Source organism: Paenibacillus sp. WLX1005 (genome assembly GCF_046603685.1).
Lineage (GTDB): Bacteria > Bacillota > Bacilli > Paenibacillales > Paenibacillaceae > Saccharibacillus.
In genome coordinates, this window is sequence record NZ_CP176756.1 from 5,242,345 (window position 1) to 5,261,031 (window position 18,687).

At 47.7% G+C, this 18,687-nt stretch carries 15 protein-coding genes; 7 read left to right on the plus strand and 8 right to left on the minus strand.

Going from position 1 to position 18,687, the window contains the following annotated elements:
• Nucleotides 1-46: 46 nt before the first annotated feature.
• Together dapD and ACE3MZ_RS22460 are read right to left on the minus strand one after the other, a co-directional pair.
• The gene (dapD, locus tag ACE3MZ_RS22455) at nucleotides 47-760 is read right to left on the minus strand and encodes a 2,3,4,5-tetrahydropyridine-2,6-dicarboxylate N-acetyltransferase (protein ID WP_411344293.1); all 714 of its coding nucleotides are present in this window, start codon (nucleotides 758-760) and stop codon (nucleotides 47-49) included.
• Between the two features lie 417 nt (nucleotides 761-1,177).
• A complete protein-coding gene (locus tag ACE3MZ_RS22460; RefSeq protein ID WP_411344294.1) occupies nucleotides 1,178-2,500 on the minus strand; it encodes a hypothetical protein in 1,323 nt (440 codons plus the stop codon).
• A 605-nt stretch (nucleotides 2,501-3,105) separates the two neighbouring features.
• Here ACE3MZ_RS22460 and ACE3MZ_RS22465 point away from each other — a divergent pair.
• Complete coding sequence (locus ACE3MZ_RS22465; RefSeq protein WP_411344295.1) at nucleotides 3,106-3,609, plus strand: hypothetical protein; 504 nt, start codon at nucleotides 3,106-3,108, stop codon at nucleotides 3,607-3,609.
• A gap of 211 nt (nucleotides 3,610-3,820) precedes the next feature.
• Here ACE3MZ_RS22465 and ACE3MZ_RS22470 read toward each other — a convergent pair whose 3' ends face one another.
• Nucleotides 3,821-4,891 (minus strand): branched-chain amino acid aminotransferase, encoded by a 1,071-nt coding sequence (locus ACE3MZ_RS22470; protein WP_411344296.1) that lies wholly within the window; start codon nucleotides 4,889-4,891, stop codon nucleotides 3,821-3,823.
• 220 nt (nucleotides 4,892-5,111) lie between these two features.
• On the minus strand, nucleotides 5,112-5,849 hold the full coding sequence (locus ACE3MZ_RS22475) for a cyclase family protein (protein WP_411346890.1): 738 nt from the start codon (nucleotides 5,847-5,849) through the stop codon (nucleotides 5,112-5,114).
• A 187-nt stretch (nucleotides 5,850-6,036) separates the two neighbouring features.
• Here ACE3MZ_RS22475 and ACE3MZ_RS22480 point away from each other — a divergent pair, with 187 nt between their 5' ends.
• On the plus strand, nucleotides 6,037-6,867 hold the full coding sequence (locus tag ACE3MZ_RS22480) for a class I SAM-dependent methyltransferase (protein WP_411344297.1): 831 nt from the start codon (nucleotides 6,037-6,039) through the stop codon (nucleotides 6,865-6,867).
• A gap of 296 nt (nucleotides 6,868-7,163) precedes the next feature.
• Here the strand turns inward: ACE3MZ_RS22480 and ACE3MZ_RS22485 are convergent, their stop codons facing one another.
• Nucleotides 7,164-7,775: a YjgB family protein gene (locus ACE3MZ_RS22485; RefSeq protein WP_411344298.1), complete on the minus strand. Its 612-nt coding sequence runs from the start codon at nucleotides 7,773-7,775 to the stop codon at nucleotides 7,164-7,166.
• A gap of 446 nt (nucleotides 7,776-8,221) precedes the next feature.
• Here ACE3MZ_RS22485 and ACE3MZ_RS22490 point away from each other — a divergent pair, with 446 nt between their 5' ends.
• The 5 genes from ACE3MZ_RS22490 (at nucleotide 8,222) to ACE3MZ_RS22510 (ending at nucleotide 14,001) form a co-directional block, all read left to right on the plus strand.
• Nucleotides 8,222-9,775, plus strand: coding sequence for an NAD(P)H-binding protein (locus tag ACE3MZ_RS22490; RefSeq protein WP_411346891.1), 1,554 nt, complete (start codon nucleotides 8,222-8,224; stop codon nucleotides 9,773-9,775).
• Nucleotides 9,776-9,999: 224 nt separating this feature from the next.
• Nucleotides 10,000-11,229 (plus strand): peptidase T, encoded by a 1,230-nt coding sequence (gene pepT, locus ACE3MZ_RS22495; protein WP_411344299.1) that lies wholly within the window; start codon nucleotides 10,000-10,002, stop codon nucleotides 11,227-11,229.
• 85 nt (nucleotides 11,230-11,314) lie between these two features.
• Nucleotides 11,315-12,436, plus strand: coding sequence for a 5-methyltetrahydropteroyltriglutamate--homocysteine S-methyltransferase (locus ACE3MZ_RS22500; RefSeq protein WP_411344300.1), 1,122 nt, complete (start codon nucleotides 11,315-11,317; stop codon nucleotides 12,434-12,436).
• A gap of 211 nt (nucleotides 12,437-12,647) precedes the next feature.
• The gene (locus tag ACE3MZ_RS22505) at nucleotides 12,648-12,902 is read left to right on the plus strand and encodes a YkgJ family cysteine cluster protein (RefSeq protein WP_411344301.1); all 255 of its coding nucleotides are present in this window, start codon (nucleotides 12,648-12,650) and stop codon (nucleotides 12,900-12,902) included.
• Between the two features lie 253 nt (nucleotides 12,903-13,155).
• Nucleotides 13,156-14,001 (plus strand): methyl-accepting chemotaxis protein, encoded by an 846-nt coding sequence (locus ACE3MZ_RS22510; protein WP_411344302.1) that lies wholly within the window; start codon nucleotides 13,156-13,158, stop codon nucleotides 13,999-14,001.
• Between the two features lie 169 nt (nucleotides 14,002-14,170).
• Here ACE3MZ_RS22510 and ACE3MZ_RS22515 read toward each other — a convergent pair whose 3' ends face one another.
• The 3 genes from ACE3MZ_RS22515 to gntK all read right to left on the minus strand — a co-directional run bounded on the left by ACE3MZ_RS22515 (nucleotide 14,171) and on the right by gntK (nucleotide 18,516).
• The gene (locus ACE3MZ_RS22515; RefSeq protein WP_411344303.1) at nucleotides 14,171-15,388 is read right to left on the minus strand and encodes a PLP-dependent aminotransferase family protein; all 1,218 of its coding nucleotides are present in this window, start codon (nucleotides 15,386-15,388) and stop codon (nucleotides 14,171-14,173) included.
• Nucleotides 15,389-15,634: 246 nt separating this feature from the next.
• Entirely contained in the window at nucleotides 15,635-16,831 is a 1,197-nt protein-coding gene (locus ACE3MZ_RS22520) for a diguanylate cyclase (protein WP_411344304.1), read from the minus strand.
• Between the two features lie 137 nt (nucleotides 16,832-16,968).
• On the minus strand, nucleotides 16,969-18,516 hold the full coding sequence (gntK, locus tag ACE3MZ_RS22525) for a gluconokinase (RefSeq protein ID WP_411346892.1): 1,548 nt from the start codon (nucleotides 18,514-18,516) through the stop codon (nucleotides 16,969-16,971).
• Nucleotides 18,517-18,687 lie beyond the last annotated feature (171 nt).

Consider the following 18,687-nt stretch of genomic DNA (forward strand, 5'->3'; position numbering starts at 1 on the left):
AGCAGCTAAAACGCTCGATCACCTCAATGATGAAATTAGCAATGAATTACAGGGTACGCAGATCTTGCAGAATTTCGGTTTTAGACTTGGTTTTGTCGTCCACTTGTTTAATCACGCGTGCCGGTGTACCTGCAACGACGGAAAATGCTGGTACGTCTTGCGTTACAACTGCACCCGCAGCAACGACTGCACCTTCACCGATACGTACGCCTTCCAGTACAACAACGTTAGCACCGATCAGCACATCATCTTCCACGACAACCGGTTGTGCACTTGGTGGCTCGATTACGCCTGCCAGTACAGTACCTGCGCCGATGTGACACATTTTGCCGACTTGTACGCGACCGCCGAGTACAGCGCCCATATCGATCATCGTGCCTTCACCAATCACAACGCCGATGTTGATAACCGCGCCCATCATGATGACCGCATTGTCACCAATCGATACCATTTCGCGGATAAATGCGCCTGGCTCAATGCGAGCATTGATGTTTTTCATATCCAGCAGTGGAATCGCCGAGTTGCGACGATCGCTCTCGATCACATGATCTTCGATCTGTGCGCTATTCTCGGACAGCACGCCTTGAATGTCCGCCCAATCACCGAAGATGACGCCAGTGTTGCCTGTGATAAAGGTTTGTACGCCTTCTGGGAAGGAAATGCCGTCCAGTTGACCTTTCAGGTATACTTTAACTGGGGTTTTCTTTTTGCTTGTTTTGATCAGATTGATAATTTCGTGCGTGTTCATCTCAGTAGACATATGTAGATGACAGCTCCTTTTTCTCATTATAATATCACCGCTGCCATGTCTGGCGCAGTGCGCTTTATTCAACCGTTATGGCATACGCCATCACCCAAGTACGAACATCAATAGCCGCCCTGACGGGAGACTACATCATTTATAGCACAGATGCAGGATCGCTCGCAATTGATCCATGATATTTACACCAAATGTTTATACAGATAGTACATAATTTTCATGAAGACACCTGACACTGCACGCCTAATTAGAAATAGAAAAGGAAACACAGGTCTGGACCCACTATATAGATGATAGGTTCAGACCTGTGTTTTTTGAAAATAAGACTTACCGTAACTATACTTCTCAATGCATCAGCAGATATCTGCTACCTATATCATATATCACTCTACATCAAGCCTCTGTCACAACCATCCCTTATTGTTTCGCAGCATACACATCTTGCGTTGCGTCGCTGGCTTCCTTTCCATATACATCGCCAGTCACAGAAGCATTGGGATCTTTTCCGTGAATAATCACTTCATTCACACTCACATATCTGCCCGTTGTCTTCACATGAATCTTGAATTTTTGATAATAACCCGGTTTAACCGGTATCGTCTTCAGATAAACGATGCCATCGCCGCCCGGATCACGAACCGTTGTCTTCAGTTGACCGATCTGAATATCTCCTGTGTTCCAATCCCAACCGGACGTAATTGTATATTCATCTTCCCGTACACCAGATCGATCCAACGCGACAGGGGAATACTGAGTCACGATTTGAATGCTGTCTATATAGGTGGGATTGCTGTAGAAATAAACAGAGAGCGAACCATCGTCATTCGGCGGATAATTGGGATTGGTATAGTACCATGACGTATAAATGTCTCCATCAAATGCATCATTCGGCGTCAGATTCAGATCACTGTAATACGGCCAGACACCTCCCCGTGTTCCTGCCGGCAATGTTTTGGGAATTGTACTCGATTTGGGTACAACCGAGAGTTCTTTGGAGTAATAGATCTTGCCTTGTATGTTAGCGGCTATTTTGAAATAGTACTTCTGATTGTTCACCAGATTGTATACGCGCGTTCCCAGATAGCCGCGCCATGGCGCAATGACTTTGTCTGTATACACGCCAGACTTCGTACCGTAATAGATAACGGTCTGGTTGGCAAAGCCATCATATTGCCACGTCAAAAATGCTCCGCCGCTCAATTGAGAGATCGTAGCATTGTCAAATGTAGGCTCTGTTCCTTGGGTGAGATCAAGTTCGTTGATCGACACAAATGCTTTGGTGCTAGAATCCATGGAGATCAATACCCCGCCGTATGTTCCTTGCAGAACAGGGATTCGCTCTAAAATAGTAGCTTTGCCGTCTGCGCGATATTCTACCGTCCGCGAAGCACGTCCAATTTCTTCCCAATGGTTACCATTCAGTCCGTAGATCAGATAGCTGAATGTGCTAGTCGAAGAAGCAGTCGTTGCAATCTCGATACCATTCATCTTGATATTCTGATTAAAGACAAAGCTAATCACACCGCTGTTACGTCCTGCATTCCATGCTGTATTCAGAGTACCGTCTACAGCCATCTGGGGCGTACTGCCTGACAACGTGTTATGTGCACTGATCAGACTGTTGCTTGGTACATTGATTCTTTCGTAATCTCCCTGCTCTGCATGCACCGTTCTAACAGGTACATCCGACACTAGCAGACAAACAATACACAAAGCCATACACACGACACGCCAATTCATGAATAATCCCTCCTTTGTAGTATGAAGTTCAATTCATTATATAGCGATAGCCGCGAATTATAATACATTTATTTGTAAATATTCCATAATTAATTATTATTTATATCTGTTCAGCTATAGCTCGAATCATACAAGCATACAGCTAAAAAAAGTCGACCGTTTTCAACCCATTTTTTCAAAGGAAATGGAGCTAGTATCATTAATCTATTTTGCTCTGGTATATACGTCTGGATGTATAAGACATACATTATGCTTGGCAGGATCGACTGCTATTCATTTCTAATCAGAGTATCATATGTTTTTGCTTAGTTTATATTTGATACTAAAAGTATTAAAACTATACATTTTCTAGAATATCAAAACTAATACTATAATACTCTACACAAATACTCATACAGCGATACATGTAAAAAACCCTTTAATAGCAAGGTATCATTGCATTTTTTATAGCGAAAATCTTTTGATAATATTAACTTGACACTTCATATTAGTATTAATACACTTCATATTAAGTATTAATACTATGTTGATACAGTATTAATACTGTGTTAAAGTATCAATAACGAATGTTTTGCATCATCTTACTTCTTCCTGGGGGTTCTGTTATGAATCAGAAAAATTCCAATGCTGAAGGTATACGTAATCACGTGCTTAGCTATTTACAAAAAGAAGGTAAATCCGGCTTTGCAGTGGTTCGTAAATACCTCGAACAATTGCCGGAAAATTATAGCGAAGGCTCCATCGTCGGTGCGCTACGAACCATTGCCGACCGTGAACCTCGCATTGTGAAAATCAAGGAAGGCACGGCTGCTTATTATGATCTTGCCGAGAATCAGGTTAAGCTTCAGCGGACCTCTTCCTCCCCTACCGCTTCAAATACAGACGACACCACATCCCAATCTTCATGGTCGATCCAACCTGATCGTCATGCGCTACTGGTGCAGGATATTGAGCAGCTGATTCTTGATCTGAACAAGAAGACACAGGAACTGAATATTCTGATGATGGAAGGCAAAATCAAAGACCGTGACGCATACCATATGGGGCTAGCAATCAAAGCCAATGAGCTGCAAACGCTAGTCCTTCAGAACAAAATCGAGCGACGTTAACGTCTATACTATTCATTTCCACACTACTCTTCTTTATATCCGCACAATAGCTACACAAAAAAGAGCAGCAGATCTCATGGATATTCATGAAATCTGCTGCTCTCTTGGTTGTTTCCATTCCTATATGATGTCATCACTTCATAACTCTAAATAAATTGCTTACTGCACTGTTTCCTTCGCAGCTTACTTTTTCATGTGACAGCTTACTGCTTTATTTCACTTCAATGCCCCAGCCGAATGGATCTTCCTCTACACCCTTCTGGATGCCGGTCAATGTCTCATACAGCTTGGCGGACAGTTCGCCCGTTTTGCCTTCGTTGATAAGCATTTTCTCGCCTTGCCAGTTCAGCTCGCCCATCGGGGAGATAACGGCTGCCGTACCTGTACCGAATGCTTCTTCCAGTGTACCGGCTTTGTGTGCTTCTTCCAGCTCGTCGATCGACAACAGACGCTCTTCTACCGGAATGTCCCAGTGCTTGAGCAGCTGGATGATAGAGTCGCGAGTGATACCGTTCAGGATACTGCCGTTCAGTGCTGGTGTAACCACGGTGCCATCGATTTTGAAGAAGACGTTCATGCTGCCGACTTCTTCGATATATTTGCGGTGTACGCCGTCCAGCCACAGCACTTGAGAATAGCCCAGCTCTGTAGCGCCTTCTTGTGCTTTCAGACCTGCTGCGTAGTTACCGGCGGTTTTCGCCATACCTACGCCGCCCGGAACAGCACGTACGTATTTGGATTCGACGTAGATTTTGACCGGGTTGATGCCTTCTGCATAGTAAGCGGCAACCGGGGACAGAATGATCATGAATTTGTATTTGAGCGATGGGGCTACGCCCAGTGTCGCTTCGGTCGCAATGACGAATGGACGTACATACAGCGATGTACCTTCGCCCTGCGGAATCCAGTCTTTGTCAGTCAGGATCAATTGGCGCAGTGCTTCCAGTGCCAGTTCCGGGTCAATCTCTGGAATGCTCAGGCGCTCGTTGGACAGGTTCAGACGCTCGATGTTTTTGTTCGGACGGAACATCAGGATGCGACCGTCTGGTGCCAGATACGCTTTCAGACCTTCAAAGATCGTTTGACCGTAATGAAATACTTTCGCTGCTGGGTCAAGGCTGATGTTCTGGTACGGCACGATGCGTGCGTCATGCCAGCCTTGTCCGTGATCGTAGTCCAGAATGAACATATGATCTGTAAATTTGGTTCCGAATACTAACCCTTCGGTTGCTGGTTTTTCTTTTGGTGTAGTTGTTTGTTCTATTTTGATCTCGATACTCATGGCTATGTCTCCTTAACAGGAATTCCTTTGGATTTCATTAAATCATATCACTTTTAGGCGCTTCGGGAAAATAGCCAAAATGTGATGAATCCGACTGCCTTTTGTGCACAGGGGACGAGACGTTCTTTTCGTAAACGCTTCCTCCTTCTCCTCGTTCATGAAAAAGACGCAATTTTACTTTTTTTGGCTTTTCTTTTGTCCAAAATGAAAAATCTTACATTCACGGTAAAATCGCGAAGGAACGTACCGGAAAGCCGGATGCACGGGCTGCTTTGGGCACAATATTGAAAATAACCGCGCCTGTTGGCGGCACCTGATCCAGATTGGTCAACAGCTCCACCTGGTATGTATCCTGATCCAATACGTAATATTCTGCAAGCAGCGAACCGTTGCGTGTGTAATCGACCGCAGCGTCCGTATCAAACGTCTCATGCCCAACCGCTTGGATGCCGCGCTCTTGGAATAACAGTTGCAGCGCCTCCACCGACCAGCCTGGTGCATGATTATTGCCCTGTTCATCTTTATTCTCAAATTGCTCCTGACTCGGCCAGCGCTTGCTCCAATCGGTACGCAGCGCGACAAAGCTGCCCTCTGCGATGGTACCGTGCTCTTGTTCAAATGCCAGCACATCGTCAGGGGTGAGAATATAGTCAGCATCGTGTGCGACTGCTGCCGATTTGTCGATGACGACCAGTGGCAGAACTAGCTCCTTCAACTCCAATTGCTCCAAATAGCGAGCGTCCCGTACAAAGTGGATCGGCGCATCCAGATGTGTACCATATTGACCAGCAAAGCTGAAGTTCTGCGCGAAAAAGCCGTCATTGTGATCAAACAACGTTTGGAATTGCGCGGGCGGAAAGGCAGCAAAGTGTGGTGATTCCGGGCCAAAGGTGTGCGTCAGATCGACCCATTTCTTTTGCTTGAGCAGTTGAAGTGCTTGTAATAGTTCGTTGGACATCATAGTCACCTCTCTACTTGGAATGAATACCATTATTGGGGCAATCGTATCAAGCTTTGGGGTATCTGGGCAAGCTTCGCCTGTCATAGGATCAGGATATGTTGCCGAGATGCAGGAAACAATATGCTATACTTTGGACAAATGAATCTACCAAGAATATTCCAACAAACCGAAAGGAATGGCTCCTATGAATATTCCAGAACATAATCAGATCAACAATATCGACCGCTTTAATGGGTTTGAGGATGTGTATGATCAGAATCGTCCGCATACACCGTCGCTCGTAGTCGATCTGCTCAGTAATTATTTGCAAAAGCGTCCACAGCTAGTCGTCGATGTCGGTTGTGGGACAGGGTTGTCTACGCTGGCTTGGGAAGGACGAGCACGGCAGATAATCGGGGTAGAGCCGAATGCCGATATGCTGGGCAAAGCGCGGCAAAAGCTAGCGTTGCTACCAGAAGGACGCCAAATGTCATTTGAGCATGGGTATTCCAATGAACTGCCCGTACAGACTGGCAGTGCCGATATTGTCACCTGTTCGCAATCGTTTCACTGGATGGAGCCGATCAGTACGTTACAAGAAATACATCGCGTGCTGGCGGAAGGCGGGATTTTCGCTGCGTATGATTGTGATTGGCCACCGATCCTTAACTGGCAGTTGGAACGGGAGTATGAGCATCTGATCGATCTCGCGGAACGGCTACTAGATGAGCATGGTGATCCGCAGCAGCGTGCAGTGAAGCGCGACAAGTCGACACATTTGCAAACGTTACACAATAGCGGGCATTTCCGATTTGTACGGGAGATTGTATTCCATAATACCGAACCGTGCAGTGCAGAGCGATATACCGGGATTTTGCTCAGTCAGGGTGGGATTCAGGCGGCACTCAAGCTGGGAGCGGCTGCGCGTTATCTGGAATCCGAGATTGACGTGTTTCGGGCGATGGCAAATGATGTGTTTCGCGGTGGCATGATCAATGTGCTGTTCAGCTACCGGATGCGTTTGGGCATCAAGTGATGGATTAGACAGCGTGCGTGGTGCGTGGTGCGTGGTGCGTGGTGCGTGGTGCGTGGTGCGTGGTGCGTGGTGCGTGGTGCGATAAAGTGTGCAATGATATGGCGATATTTGGCAATAGCGAAGTTCGTATACACCGAACATAAAACTGAAAAGGCAAATCGTTATGCAGAACAGTCTCTGCAAACGATTTGCCTTTTTCGTGTGTGCCATGGAATATCGTACCGATGCTATCGGTACATGTATCACACAACGATTTGTCATGATCTCATGTCATTCAGCTTACTTTTGCACTAGATTTATTTTTTCACGAGATTGATATGATCCAGATCGGTGCTGGTGTTGAAGATAAATTCAAGCTTGTAATCGCCGCGGTTGTAAGTGACTTTGGTTTGCTTTTGCTTGCCCGTAGTGATGGTCGAGGTGGAGCTTGGCGCATACCACTGTTGACGCAGCAACTGCATCGTAATGCCACCGATATTCGTCTGGCGCTCCACATTTGTGCCGAAATAGCGAATCTCACTCAGCACATCGTTGGTATAACGGAACGAATAGCCCGGTGAGCCCATCGTTGCTGTATAGGCGTCGAATCCGGTTGCACTGGTACGCGGTACATCTGCGGAGCTGAAGCGTTTCATCACATCGGCACGTTTTGTTTTACCGATGGCGAATTCTTGGACATTGCCCGGAAATTGACCTTTCAGCGCAGGTTTGTAAAAGCTATTCAGATTCTTGATCGCCAGATTGCGCTGATAGCTGGCTTCGCTGGCGCTGGAATTGGATGCTGCCTGTACAGATTGAGCTGGCAGTAAGGCAGACGCAGCACCTAATGCTCCGGCTGCGGTTACGCCTGTAATAGTAGCGATCATAGCTGCTTTGCGAGTATGTGAAATAAGATTCGTGATTTTCATGGAAATGACCTCCCTGTTCTGTTATCCAACCGATCCCTTTACTGGATCAAGTGTTGGCTGCGAGTACCATTATATGACGTGATCGATCATGAAGAAGTTACCCTCATATCTCAAATCAGTAACAATGTCGTATTTATTTATTGTCATATCGGTTCTATTTCACTACGACTTTGTATCCGCCATAATGTGCTTGCTTGCTGTAATGCAATCGTTGTAGTTGCAGTAACTTGCCGGGTTAGAGCATCCGCAAACAGGGTATTGTAAAAGCAGAAGCTTTTCTATTCTTTTTGTAGTTATATTCACTCTTTACTCATTCTTTCAGACGCTCTATTTTGCTGAATATTCATATCATTCATTCTTGTTCATCCAAATTGTACACTGAGGTGATACCGTTGAACGATAACAATCATTCTATTTCCCCGACACCGGAATCAAATGCGTCCCCTATTACGGAACAACAGACTGATACTACCCAGCGACGACCGAAGATTGCGTTGACTGGAGCCAGCGGCTATATCGGGCATAATCTGTTGGAGACGTTGACTGAGCATTTTGATGTCATTGCACTGTCGCGTAACGGCGATGATCGTGAAAATAGTGAACATGTCGAATGGCGTTCACTGGATCTATTTTCACTATCGATGGCGGAAGAAGCGCTGGAAGGTGCCGATTATGCTGTCTATCTGGTGCATTCGATGATGCCAACTGCGAAGCTGACGCAGGCGGATTTTGAAGATATGGACTTTATTCTTGCTGATCATTTTGCCCGTGCAGCTCGTAAAAAGGGCATCAAGCAGATTGTATATCTGAGCGGGATTTTGCCGGAAAATGAGCCGCGTGAGAAGCTATCCCGTCATCTGCGTAGTCGGCTGGAAGTCCAGCAGACGCTCGGTTCGTACGGCGTACCAGTAACGACGATTCGCGCTGGTCTGATCGTCGGACCACAAGGCTCGTCATTCCCGATTCTGGTACGTCTGGTAGAACGCTTGCCTGTGATGACGCTACCGTCATGGACACGTACCAAAACTCATGCTGTTGCGCTCCCCGATGTGATGCACGCTCTGAATGCGAGTATTGGTAAAACAGAACTGTACAACCGTTCCATCGATATCGGTGGTCCAGATGTGATGACTTATAAGGAAATGATGGAGCGAATGGCAGCTGTCATGGGCAAAAAACGCCATTTTATCGACTTTCCCTTCCTTAGTATTCATCTATCCCGACTGTGGGTGACGCTCGTTACTCAGATGCCGCGTGAAATGGTTTATCCGCTGGTTGAAAGTCTGGCGCATCCAATGGTGGCGCATCCCGATAAAATGGTTCCGGGCATTAGTGATGGCAAAATTGGCTTTGAAGAATCTGCCAAAGAAGCGCTGGAAGAGGAGCAAAAGCACAAAGAGGAGAAAAAAGAGAAAAAGAAAACATCCTCTTCGGACTCGGCTTCTTCGTCCAAGGAAAAGCAGGAAAAGTTGGCGGATGTACGCTCCATTCAACGTGTATTGCTGCCTGAAGGCAAAAATGCCGACTGGGCAGGCAAATACTATATGCAATGGCTGGGCAAACTGGCTGGTCCGATTATTCGTACGGAATGCAATGAAGGTGTGCACCGCGTCTATGTATGGCCCAAAAAGCAGCCGATTCTGGAGCTGACCTATGCGCCGGAGCATAGCAATGAGGAGAGTGCCATTTACAATATTACTGGCGGTAGCTTCGCCCGTGTGCAGGAAGATCGTCGGATCGGTCAGCATGGGCGACTGGAATTCTCACAAATTCCGGGCACGCAAGAATGCGTCATAGCGATTCATGATTATCTGCCTGCATTACCATGGTTTTTGTACAAATATACGCAAGCGAAGCTGCATCTGTGGGTTATGACATTGTTCCGCTGGCATCTGAAGCGTCTCATTGTTGGCGGCGATACTCAGTCGTTACAGCATACGCCAGACATGCCGGAAGCGACCGGTACACCGCGTACGCCAACACCGACACAAACGTCTTGATCTCATCATCCCTTATGATTGACATGTAACATGCAGCTGTTCCGTACTCATCACGTATTCAACCGGTTTCCCCGCCAACAGGTGTGGTGGAGCCGGTTGTTTGCTGTTGTAGTCGTGAATCTGCTGCACGCCTCCTGCATCGCAGGCTTTCAATACCCGCTGTTCATGCTAAAATGTAAGATAGCATTTACTATTCCCGAATACGCGAGAGGAGCATGACCGTTTTGAAAAATGAACTGATTGAACGTTTGAGTTCCTATGTGCAGATTGATACGCAATCCAATGATGAGAGTGAAACTTGCCCGTCCACACCCGGACAATGGGATTTGCTGCGCCAGCTGGAGCAAGAGCTACATACGCTCGGACTGGCAGAGATTACGCTAAACGATGAAGGGTATCTGATGGCGACACTGCCGTCCAATAGCGACAAGGATGTACCAGTTATCGGCTTTATGGCGCATGTTGATACGGCAACTGATTTTACAGGCAAACATGTAAAACCACAGCTGGTGGAATATAACGGTGGCGATATTTTGCTAAGTAAAGAGCATGGCGTTGTGTTATCGCCGAAGGATTTCCCAGAGCTGGACGGCTATCATGGTCATACGTTGATGACGACGGATGGCACGACTCTGCTCGGCGCGGACAACAAAGCAGGCATCGCCGAGATTATGACAGCAGTACATTATCTGCTGGATCATCCGGAAGTGAAGCATGGCAAGCTGCGCATTGCTTTTACCCCGGATGAAGAGATTGGTCGCGGTCCGCATCGCTTCGATGTCGATGCCTATGGTGCCACATACGCTTATACTGTCGATGGCGGTCCACTTGGTGAACTGGAATACGAGACGTTCAACGCCGCCGCAGCGCGTGTCATTTGCAAAGGCACCAATGTACATCCTGGTACTGCCAAAGGCAAAATGATCAACGCCACCAAGATCGCTATGGAACTGAACCGCCGTCTGCCAGTGGATGAAGCGCCAGAATTCACGGAAGGCTACGAAGGCTTCTACCATCTGCAATCCATCAAAGGCGATGTCGAACGTACAGAGCTGTCCTACATTATCCGTGACTTTGATCGTGAGAACTTTGAACATAAGAAGAATACACTGACTAGCATTGTGCATGAATTCCGCCAGACGTATGGCGAAGATAGCATCCTGCTGGAGATTCGTGATCAATATTTCAATATGCGCGAGAAGATTGAACCTGTGATGCATATCGTCGATACTGCTGCGCAAGCTATGCGCAATCGCAGTGTAGAGCCGCATATTATACCGGTTCGCGGTGGTACAGATGGTGCACAGCTGTCCTATATGGGATTGCCAACACCGAATATCTTCACTGGCGGGGAGAACTACCACGGCAAGTTTGAATATGTATCTGTCGACAATATGGTCAAAGCAACCGAAGTGATCGTGGAGATTGCACGTTTGTTTGAAGAACAAGCTTAATTATAGCCTTCATTTTACATGAGCTGGAATCTCTGGTACGATGCAACATAAAATATGATTCCTATCCAGAAAGTAGGTATTGATTATGACATCTTCCCCTTCTTCCTTACAACGCACGACCGCGCCTTTTCGTGCGGATCATGTAGGCAGTCTGCTACGTACTGAGAAAATCAAAAAAGCACGTCTTCAGCACACCGCAGGCGTGATCACTGCTGAACAGCTGCGCGAGATTGAGAATGAGGAAATCCGTCGTATCGCTGCCAAGCAGGAAGAAATCGGCCTGCAATCCATCACAGACGGCGAATTCCGCCGTGCATGGTGGCACTTTGACTTCCTCGAACATCTGGACGGCGTCGAAGCGTTTGAAGCGCAGCAGGGTATCCAGTTCCACGGCGTCACCACCAAGCCGCGCGGTATCAAGGTCATCGACAAAATCGACTTTACCAGTCATCCGCATCTGGAAGATTACAAATTCCTGCACAGCGTCGTCAGCCCGGATCGCACTGCGAAAATGACGATTCCTAGCCCGAATATGCTGCAATTCCGCGGTCAAATCGGCACCGACCTGTACAGCGACAGCGATGTACTGCTGAACGATCTCGGTCTTGCGTATCAAAAAGCGCTGCGCGCGTTTTACGATGAAGGCTGTCGTTATCTGCAACTGGACGATACATCGTGGGCGGCGTTCTTCTCCGATGGAGCGAAGCAAAAACTGCGCGCTGAAGGGAAAAACCCGGATCAAATGCTTGCCGATTCTGTGAAGCTGATCAATCTGGCGGTAGCGAACCGTCCAGACGATATGGTCATCACGATGCATATTTGCCGTGGGAACTTCCGCTCTACTTGGACAGCTTCCGGTGGTTACGAAGGCGCAGCCGATGCGATTCTGGATCAATTGAATCTGAACGGGCTGTTTATGGAATTCGACGATGAGCGTTCCGGTTCACTGGACGTGCTGAAGCATGTGAAACGCAAAGACCTGCAACTGGTGCTCGGTCTGATCACGTCCAAGCATGGCGAATTGGAAAGCAAAGACGATATCAAGCGCCGTATTGATCAGGCAGCGCGTCATGTGAATCTGGATCAGCTGTGCCTCAGCCCGCAATGCGGCTTCGCTTCTACAGAGGAAGGCAATCTGCTGACCGAAGAACAACAATGGGACAAACTGCGCCATGTGATCGAAATCGCGCAGGATGTATGGAAATAACATACGTGGACGAACGTTTCACCTGAAGCGTTCCTCTGTCAGACGTCTGCTCAAGTCGGCGATATGTCGGCTGTAGCAGGCGTCTTTTTGCGTTTTTGGTATACCCGTACAGGATATTTCCGGTTTCTTCACTGGATAGAACATTCATCCTGTATAATAGAATGAATCCACCTCTTTTCATTTATACTTGGCATTAAAGGAGATATTGCTTATGGAATGTCGTGCTGGCTGTGCTGCCTGTTGTATCGCCATCTCGATCTCTTCACCTATTCCGGGTTTGCCCGCAGGTAAACCGGCTGGCATGCCGTGTCCGCATCTGACGACCGAGCGTCGTTGTGGTCTGTTTGGCAGACCGGAGCGCCCGGCAGTATGCAGCGGTTTGGCGGCTTCACTCGATATGTGCGGAACGACAGATGATTACGCATTTGCTTATTTGGAACAATTGGAACGGCTTACTTCTCCATAATTCCTTATTTTTATGAAATATTTTTATTTTTTTTGGATAGTTTTCAAGTGGAATATGGAGTATTATGATCCATTTCGCTACCTTTTCCAGCTTATTCTGTATATTTATAGAAATAAATAACGCTTTATCTACATTTTATGGTGAAATATATAGTTAATCCTAGTTTTTGACTATAAATGACCAACTAAAAATTTATACCTCAGTTCCCGATAAATATACAAAGTACTGCATCCTCTATAAAGGAAGGGATAAAATGAGCGTTGTTGAGTCACTAATACAGGTAATTCCTTTTTTCACCAAAGCGCTGCGTGAAAAGGCTGCGGTTTCCGTTTACGATCACAGTCATATTTTATATTATGAACAGCTTGGAGATTTCAATCTTGGTTATACGAGTGGTAGTGAGCTGGACCCGGGGTTTCACAATTTTCAAGGTGTAGCGGACAAAACCAAAACATCGATCAGCTTCTTCCCCGCCGAAATCTTCGGATACCCGCTGGAAGGCGTTTCTGTGCCTATTTATGAAGGCGGTAAGCTGGTAGCAATGTTTAACGTCTTTTACGAGCAGTCCAATCACCAGAGTCTGGAGCATGTTGTCTCTGACAGTCGTTCCATCTCGGACAGTCTGGTCGATATGGTACAGCACGTCGCTTCTCATGCCCAGCAATTGCAGGCAACTAGCGAACAAATTTTGCAAAACAGCAAAACGACGGTTGAGAAATCGTCTAAAATTAACGAAGTCGCGACCCTGATCAAAGAAATCTCTGAACAAACGAACTTGCTCGGTCTGAATGCGGCGATTGAAGCGGCGCGTGTTGGCGAACTGGGTGCTGGCTTTGGCGTAGTAGCTACCGAAGTACGCAAGCTTTCCGTTAACGCCAAGCAAGCGACGGGTGATATCGAGAATGCCCTGCGTGAAGTGCAGGAGTCGATCCGTAATATGGAGCGTGAGATTGAACAGATCACTACGTCCTCTCAGGAGCAAGCAACGCTGGTCGGTTCATTTACCGATGTTATCGAGCGTCTGCATAGCACCAGCTCCACTATGCAAACACTGGCGGACAATCTGTATCATTATTCCGTACCGAAAAGCAAAAAATAATACGTTCTGATATAGCGAAACAGTTATACAGCGAAATAGTGATATAGCAAAAGACCAGCCCTATAAACCGGGCTGGTCTTTGTTTCGGTTCTGAGCATCGTTTGCAGTATTGTACAGCTGCTTGCCCTCTCCCGTCGTTCCGTATTTTTATGCTAAAATGATTGTCGTCTTACAGCTCAGTATTGCTGGCTGCCAGTTCTTGCTGTTGCTGGGTAAATACCTGACCGAGAATCTCGACACCACGTACGATCTGCTCGTCGGATGGTGTGGAGAAGTTCAGGCGCAGGGCATTGCATGGTTCGCTCTCGTTCACGAGGAACGCATTGCCCGGTACGACAGCGACGCCACTTGCTGCGGCTTGTTTGCAATACGCCAGCATCGGCATATTAGGTGGCAATTCGCACCAGAGGAACAGTCCGCCATCCGGCTGTGTATAGGCGACTGATGCGTCCATATACTGCTCCAGCGAACGACGCATCAGGTCACTTTTGCGACGATACACATCACGCACGAGCTGGATATGTCCTTCGTAATCGTATTCGGTCATGAATTTGTGGGCGATCATCTGCGGCAGAATCGCCGTATGCACGTCCTCGCCCTGCTTGGCGACCGCCATCTTTTGAATAATTTCTTCGGGCGCCAGTACATAGCCGACGCGTAGCCCAGCGGATAGCACTTTGGAAAAGGAACCGACGTAGATGACCAGTTGCTCATCGTCGATTGCTTTTAGCGTTGGTACATCGTCGCCATGAAAACGCAATTCGCCATATGGATTATCTTCCAGAATGACGACGTTATATTGTTTTGCCAGCGCATAGATTGCCTTGCGCTTCTCGGCGGAAGTAGTGATGCCGGTCGGATTTTGGAAGCTTGGGATCAGGTAGATCAGTTTCACATTGTGCTCGGTTTGCAGTGCGTGCTCCAGTTGCTCCAGATGAATGCCATCCTGCTCCATCGGTACGCCCGCAAGACGGACACCAGCAGTGCGGAATGTATTAAGCGAGCCGATAAAGCTTGGACTTTCACAGATGATCGTATCGCCTTCATTGCAAAAGACTTTACATGCTAGCTCGATCCCCTGCTGTGCGCCGGACACGACCATCAGGCTGTTGCCCGTCGTATCAATACCGAAGCGCTGCTGCAAATGCTCCAACAAATGCTCACGCAGTGGGTCATAGCCCTCGGTGACGCCATATTGCAGAGCAGCGACCGGATGGTCTGCGAGAATCTGTGTCGTAAATGTACGAATCGCTTCCAGCGGGAACGTCTCGGACGCAGGATTGCCCGCGGCAAACGGAATCACCGACTGCCCCGAACTGGATTTTAAAATTTCGCGAATAATAGACGGTTTCATCGCCGTCATCCGTTCAGCAAATGAATAGTTCATACTTGGCTTCTCTCCTTGGCAAATAAAATCAAGATGGAACCAGTGTATCCTGCACAATAGACTGCATGCTGGAATGCTGGTTCATAGTTTGTTCTAGCTTATCGTATATTAGGCAAATGAGGAAATACCCTGATACATATTTGTGTATAAAAATAACCCTTCGCAACGATTTTGGTAGCATCGGCGAAGGGTTCGGCATCATTTGGCATAATTTACGTTCTATCATCCGGTGTGTGATATGGCAGCTTAGTTTGATGATACGTCTGTCTGTTCATGATTATAGACGGCAACCTGATTTTTCCCGGCACGCTTGGCATTGTACAGCGCATGGTCGCTCAGCTCGTACAATGTATTCAGCTGCATATTGCGCTGCGCCGATACACTGACCACACCAAGGCTGATCGTATAAGGCACAGGCAGCACATCTGAGTTGCTTTCGGCTACCGCGATACGCAATTGCTCGGCAATACTGCCTGCTTGCTGCTCATTCGTATCCGGCAGTAAAATCGCAAATTCATCGCCGCCATATCGCCCAAAAATATAACGTTCCCCGGTCAATTCCAGCAGTCGTTCGTTCAACCGATCCGCCATGTCCCGCAACACCCGGTCACCGGTAAAATGACCGTATGTATCGTTGATAATTTTGTACGAATCAATATCGAACAAGACGAACGATACCTGCCCCTGACGTGCCGCTACTCGGTGAATGAGATTACGACTCTCCACCATAAATGTACGTCGATTGAATACTCCGGTCATTTCGTCATAGCTGGCGATACGCAGCAGCTCTGCATCCGCCTGTTCCTTGGACAATAACACATAGCCCGTATTGCCAAGAATCATGATGAGATACAAGGCGATAAAGGAAAAGCTTTGATACATGCCTGCCGTAAATAAACCGACCTGACTGCCCAGCTCCAGCGCCGAAGCCGCGCGAAACAGTAAACTGAGCGATACGATGCCATACAGCATACCCATCAACCGCCGCAGCGTAGATGCGGTGCGATCGGTCGTCATATGGTAGACAGGATAGACGAGGAACAACGCGGTAGCAATCGACGCGTATACAATCCGCATGCCTTCAGTGACATCAAAGGCGTAGATCGTGGCAAATCCAGCAATGCAGAGCAGCGTACCGATCATGTACAGCCTTTTGATCCGATGAGAAAACACCTTTTGCAGAATTAGCAACGCACTCGTTTCCAGCCCTGCCCCGATAAACAATAGCGTATTCGCCAGCACAATCGAGAATACCTCCGGGATTAAACCACGAAAAACAAGCATAGCCCAGGCAAGCGCCTGAATCAGCTTTGCCATAAAAAATGCGTTAGCTGACCGATCCGGAGCGTTTTGCCTGCGATACGCGCTTATTAAAATGACGGTAAAAATATGACCAAAGACAAGTGAAATAAAAATCGTCTTCATGTCCAGGTTAAAACTCATGCCTTATCTCCCAACCGCGTATCTCGCGCGGCAATCCGTACTTGTCAGCCTTAGTGGATGACTGTGGAATCAGTATATCACCTTTAGGAATAGGAAAGCTTATTAATTATGTCAACCAACCACAAAAATTTTAGCGATTAGATTCGTGCATATTCCCGGCTCTGGAACTGGGCAAGAGCGCTATATTGCTGCTCCAGACTACGGAAGATGGATACGTAGATCGGCAGCAATTGATGGTACACATGCGTATGCTCCGGCTTCGGTGCGTGCGCGTGAGTGGAACCGATCATCTCATTGACGATATCCAGTGATGGGATGCGTCCTGTACCGTACAATCCCAGTACAACTGCCCCGAGACAGGAGCTTTCAATACTTTCCGGTACGACCACATCTTGATCGAAAATATCCGCCATCATCTGCCGCCAGAGCGGGGAACGAGCGAACCCGCCAGTCGCATGAATCTTTGCAGGATGACCAATCTGCTCCTTCATCGCCAGCATGACTGTATACAGGTTAAAAATAACGCCTTCCAGCACCGAACGGATCATATGCTCCTTGCGATGCTTCATCGTTAGCCCAATAAACGAGCCTCGTGCATCTGGATTCCATAGCGGAGCACGCTCACCAGTCAGATACGGGTGAAATAACAGCCCTTCACTGCCTGCTGGCACCTGCTCGGCAATCCGGGTCAATACATCGTATGAATCGATCCCAAGCCGTTTGGCTGTTTCTACTTCAGACGCGGCAAATTCGTCGCGTACCCAGCGGAATAACATACCGCCATTATTGACCGGACCGCCAATCACCCATTTATCCTCGGTAAGTGCGTAACAGAAGATGCGTCCTTTCTGATCGGTAAGCGGTTTGTCCACTACGGTACGAATCGCGCCACTTGTACCGATCGTAACCGCGACCACACCGGGATCGATGGCGCCTACGCCGAGATTGGACAATACTCCATCACTTGCCCCCACGATAAACGGTGTTGATACTGCCAGATGCATCGCTGATGCAGCTTCGGCATGCAATCCCTCTACGCTGTGGGTCGTCGGAACGAGCGTCGATAATCGTTCTGGCGTCACACCTGCCAACTCCAATGCTTCACGATCCCAATCCAACTGCTGCAAATGAAGCAGCCCGGTACACGAAGCGATAGAATGGTCGATCACATATGTACCAAACAGACGGAAAAATACATATTCCTTAATCGAAATAAACTTATGCGCTGCATGAAAAATCTCCTGCTGCTCCGCCCGCATCCACATCAGCTTGGACAACGGCGACATCGGGTGAATGGGCGTGCCCGTGCGTAGGTAGATCTCATGCCCGTTATGCTCTTCTTTTAATCGACGTGCGTAATCAGCGCTACGGTTATCCGCCCAAGTGATACAGTTCGTTAGCGGCGTGCCTTGCTCGTCTACTGCAATCAGACTGTGCATCGCTGAGCTGAATGAAACGAACAGAATCTGCTCCGCCGAGGTACCGCTCTGTGTCATCACGCTCGCAATCGTATCCATCACCGCACGCAATATCTGATCTGGGTCCTGCTCTGCCGTCGATGGAGTTGGCGTATGCAGCGGATAGCCAATATTCGCCGATGTGATCACTGTTCCATTTTCCTCAAACAATACTGATTTCGTACTCGTCGTGCCGATATCAACACCAATCATACGCATACCAGTCATTGGTTGACTTGCTTTGGTTGTCGCTGTTTGCTCTATTTTCTCTGTTGTGTGCATCCTAATCAGTCTCCTTCTCTCCACTATTCCGATCGCAACCCTTGTATCACATAAAATAAAACAGAACGGGGTCATCGTTCCCCCCGCCCTGCTATATTCATCTACGCCAGTCTATCC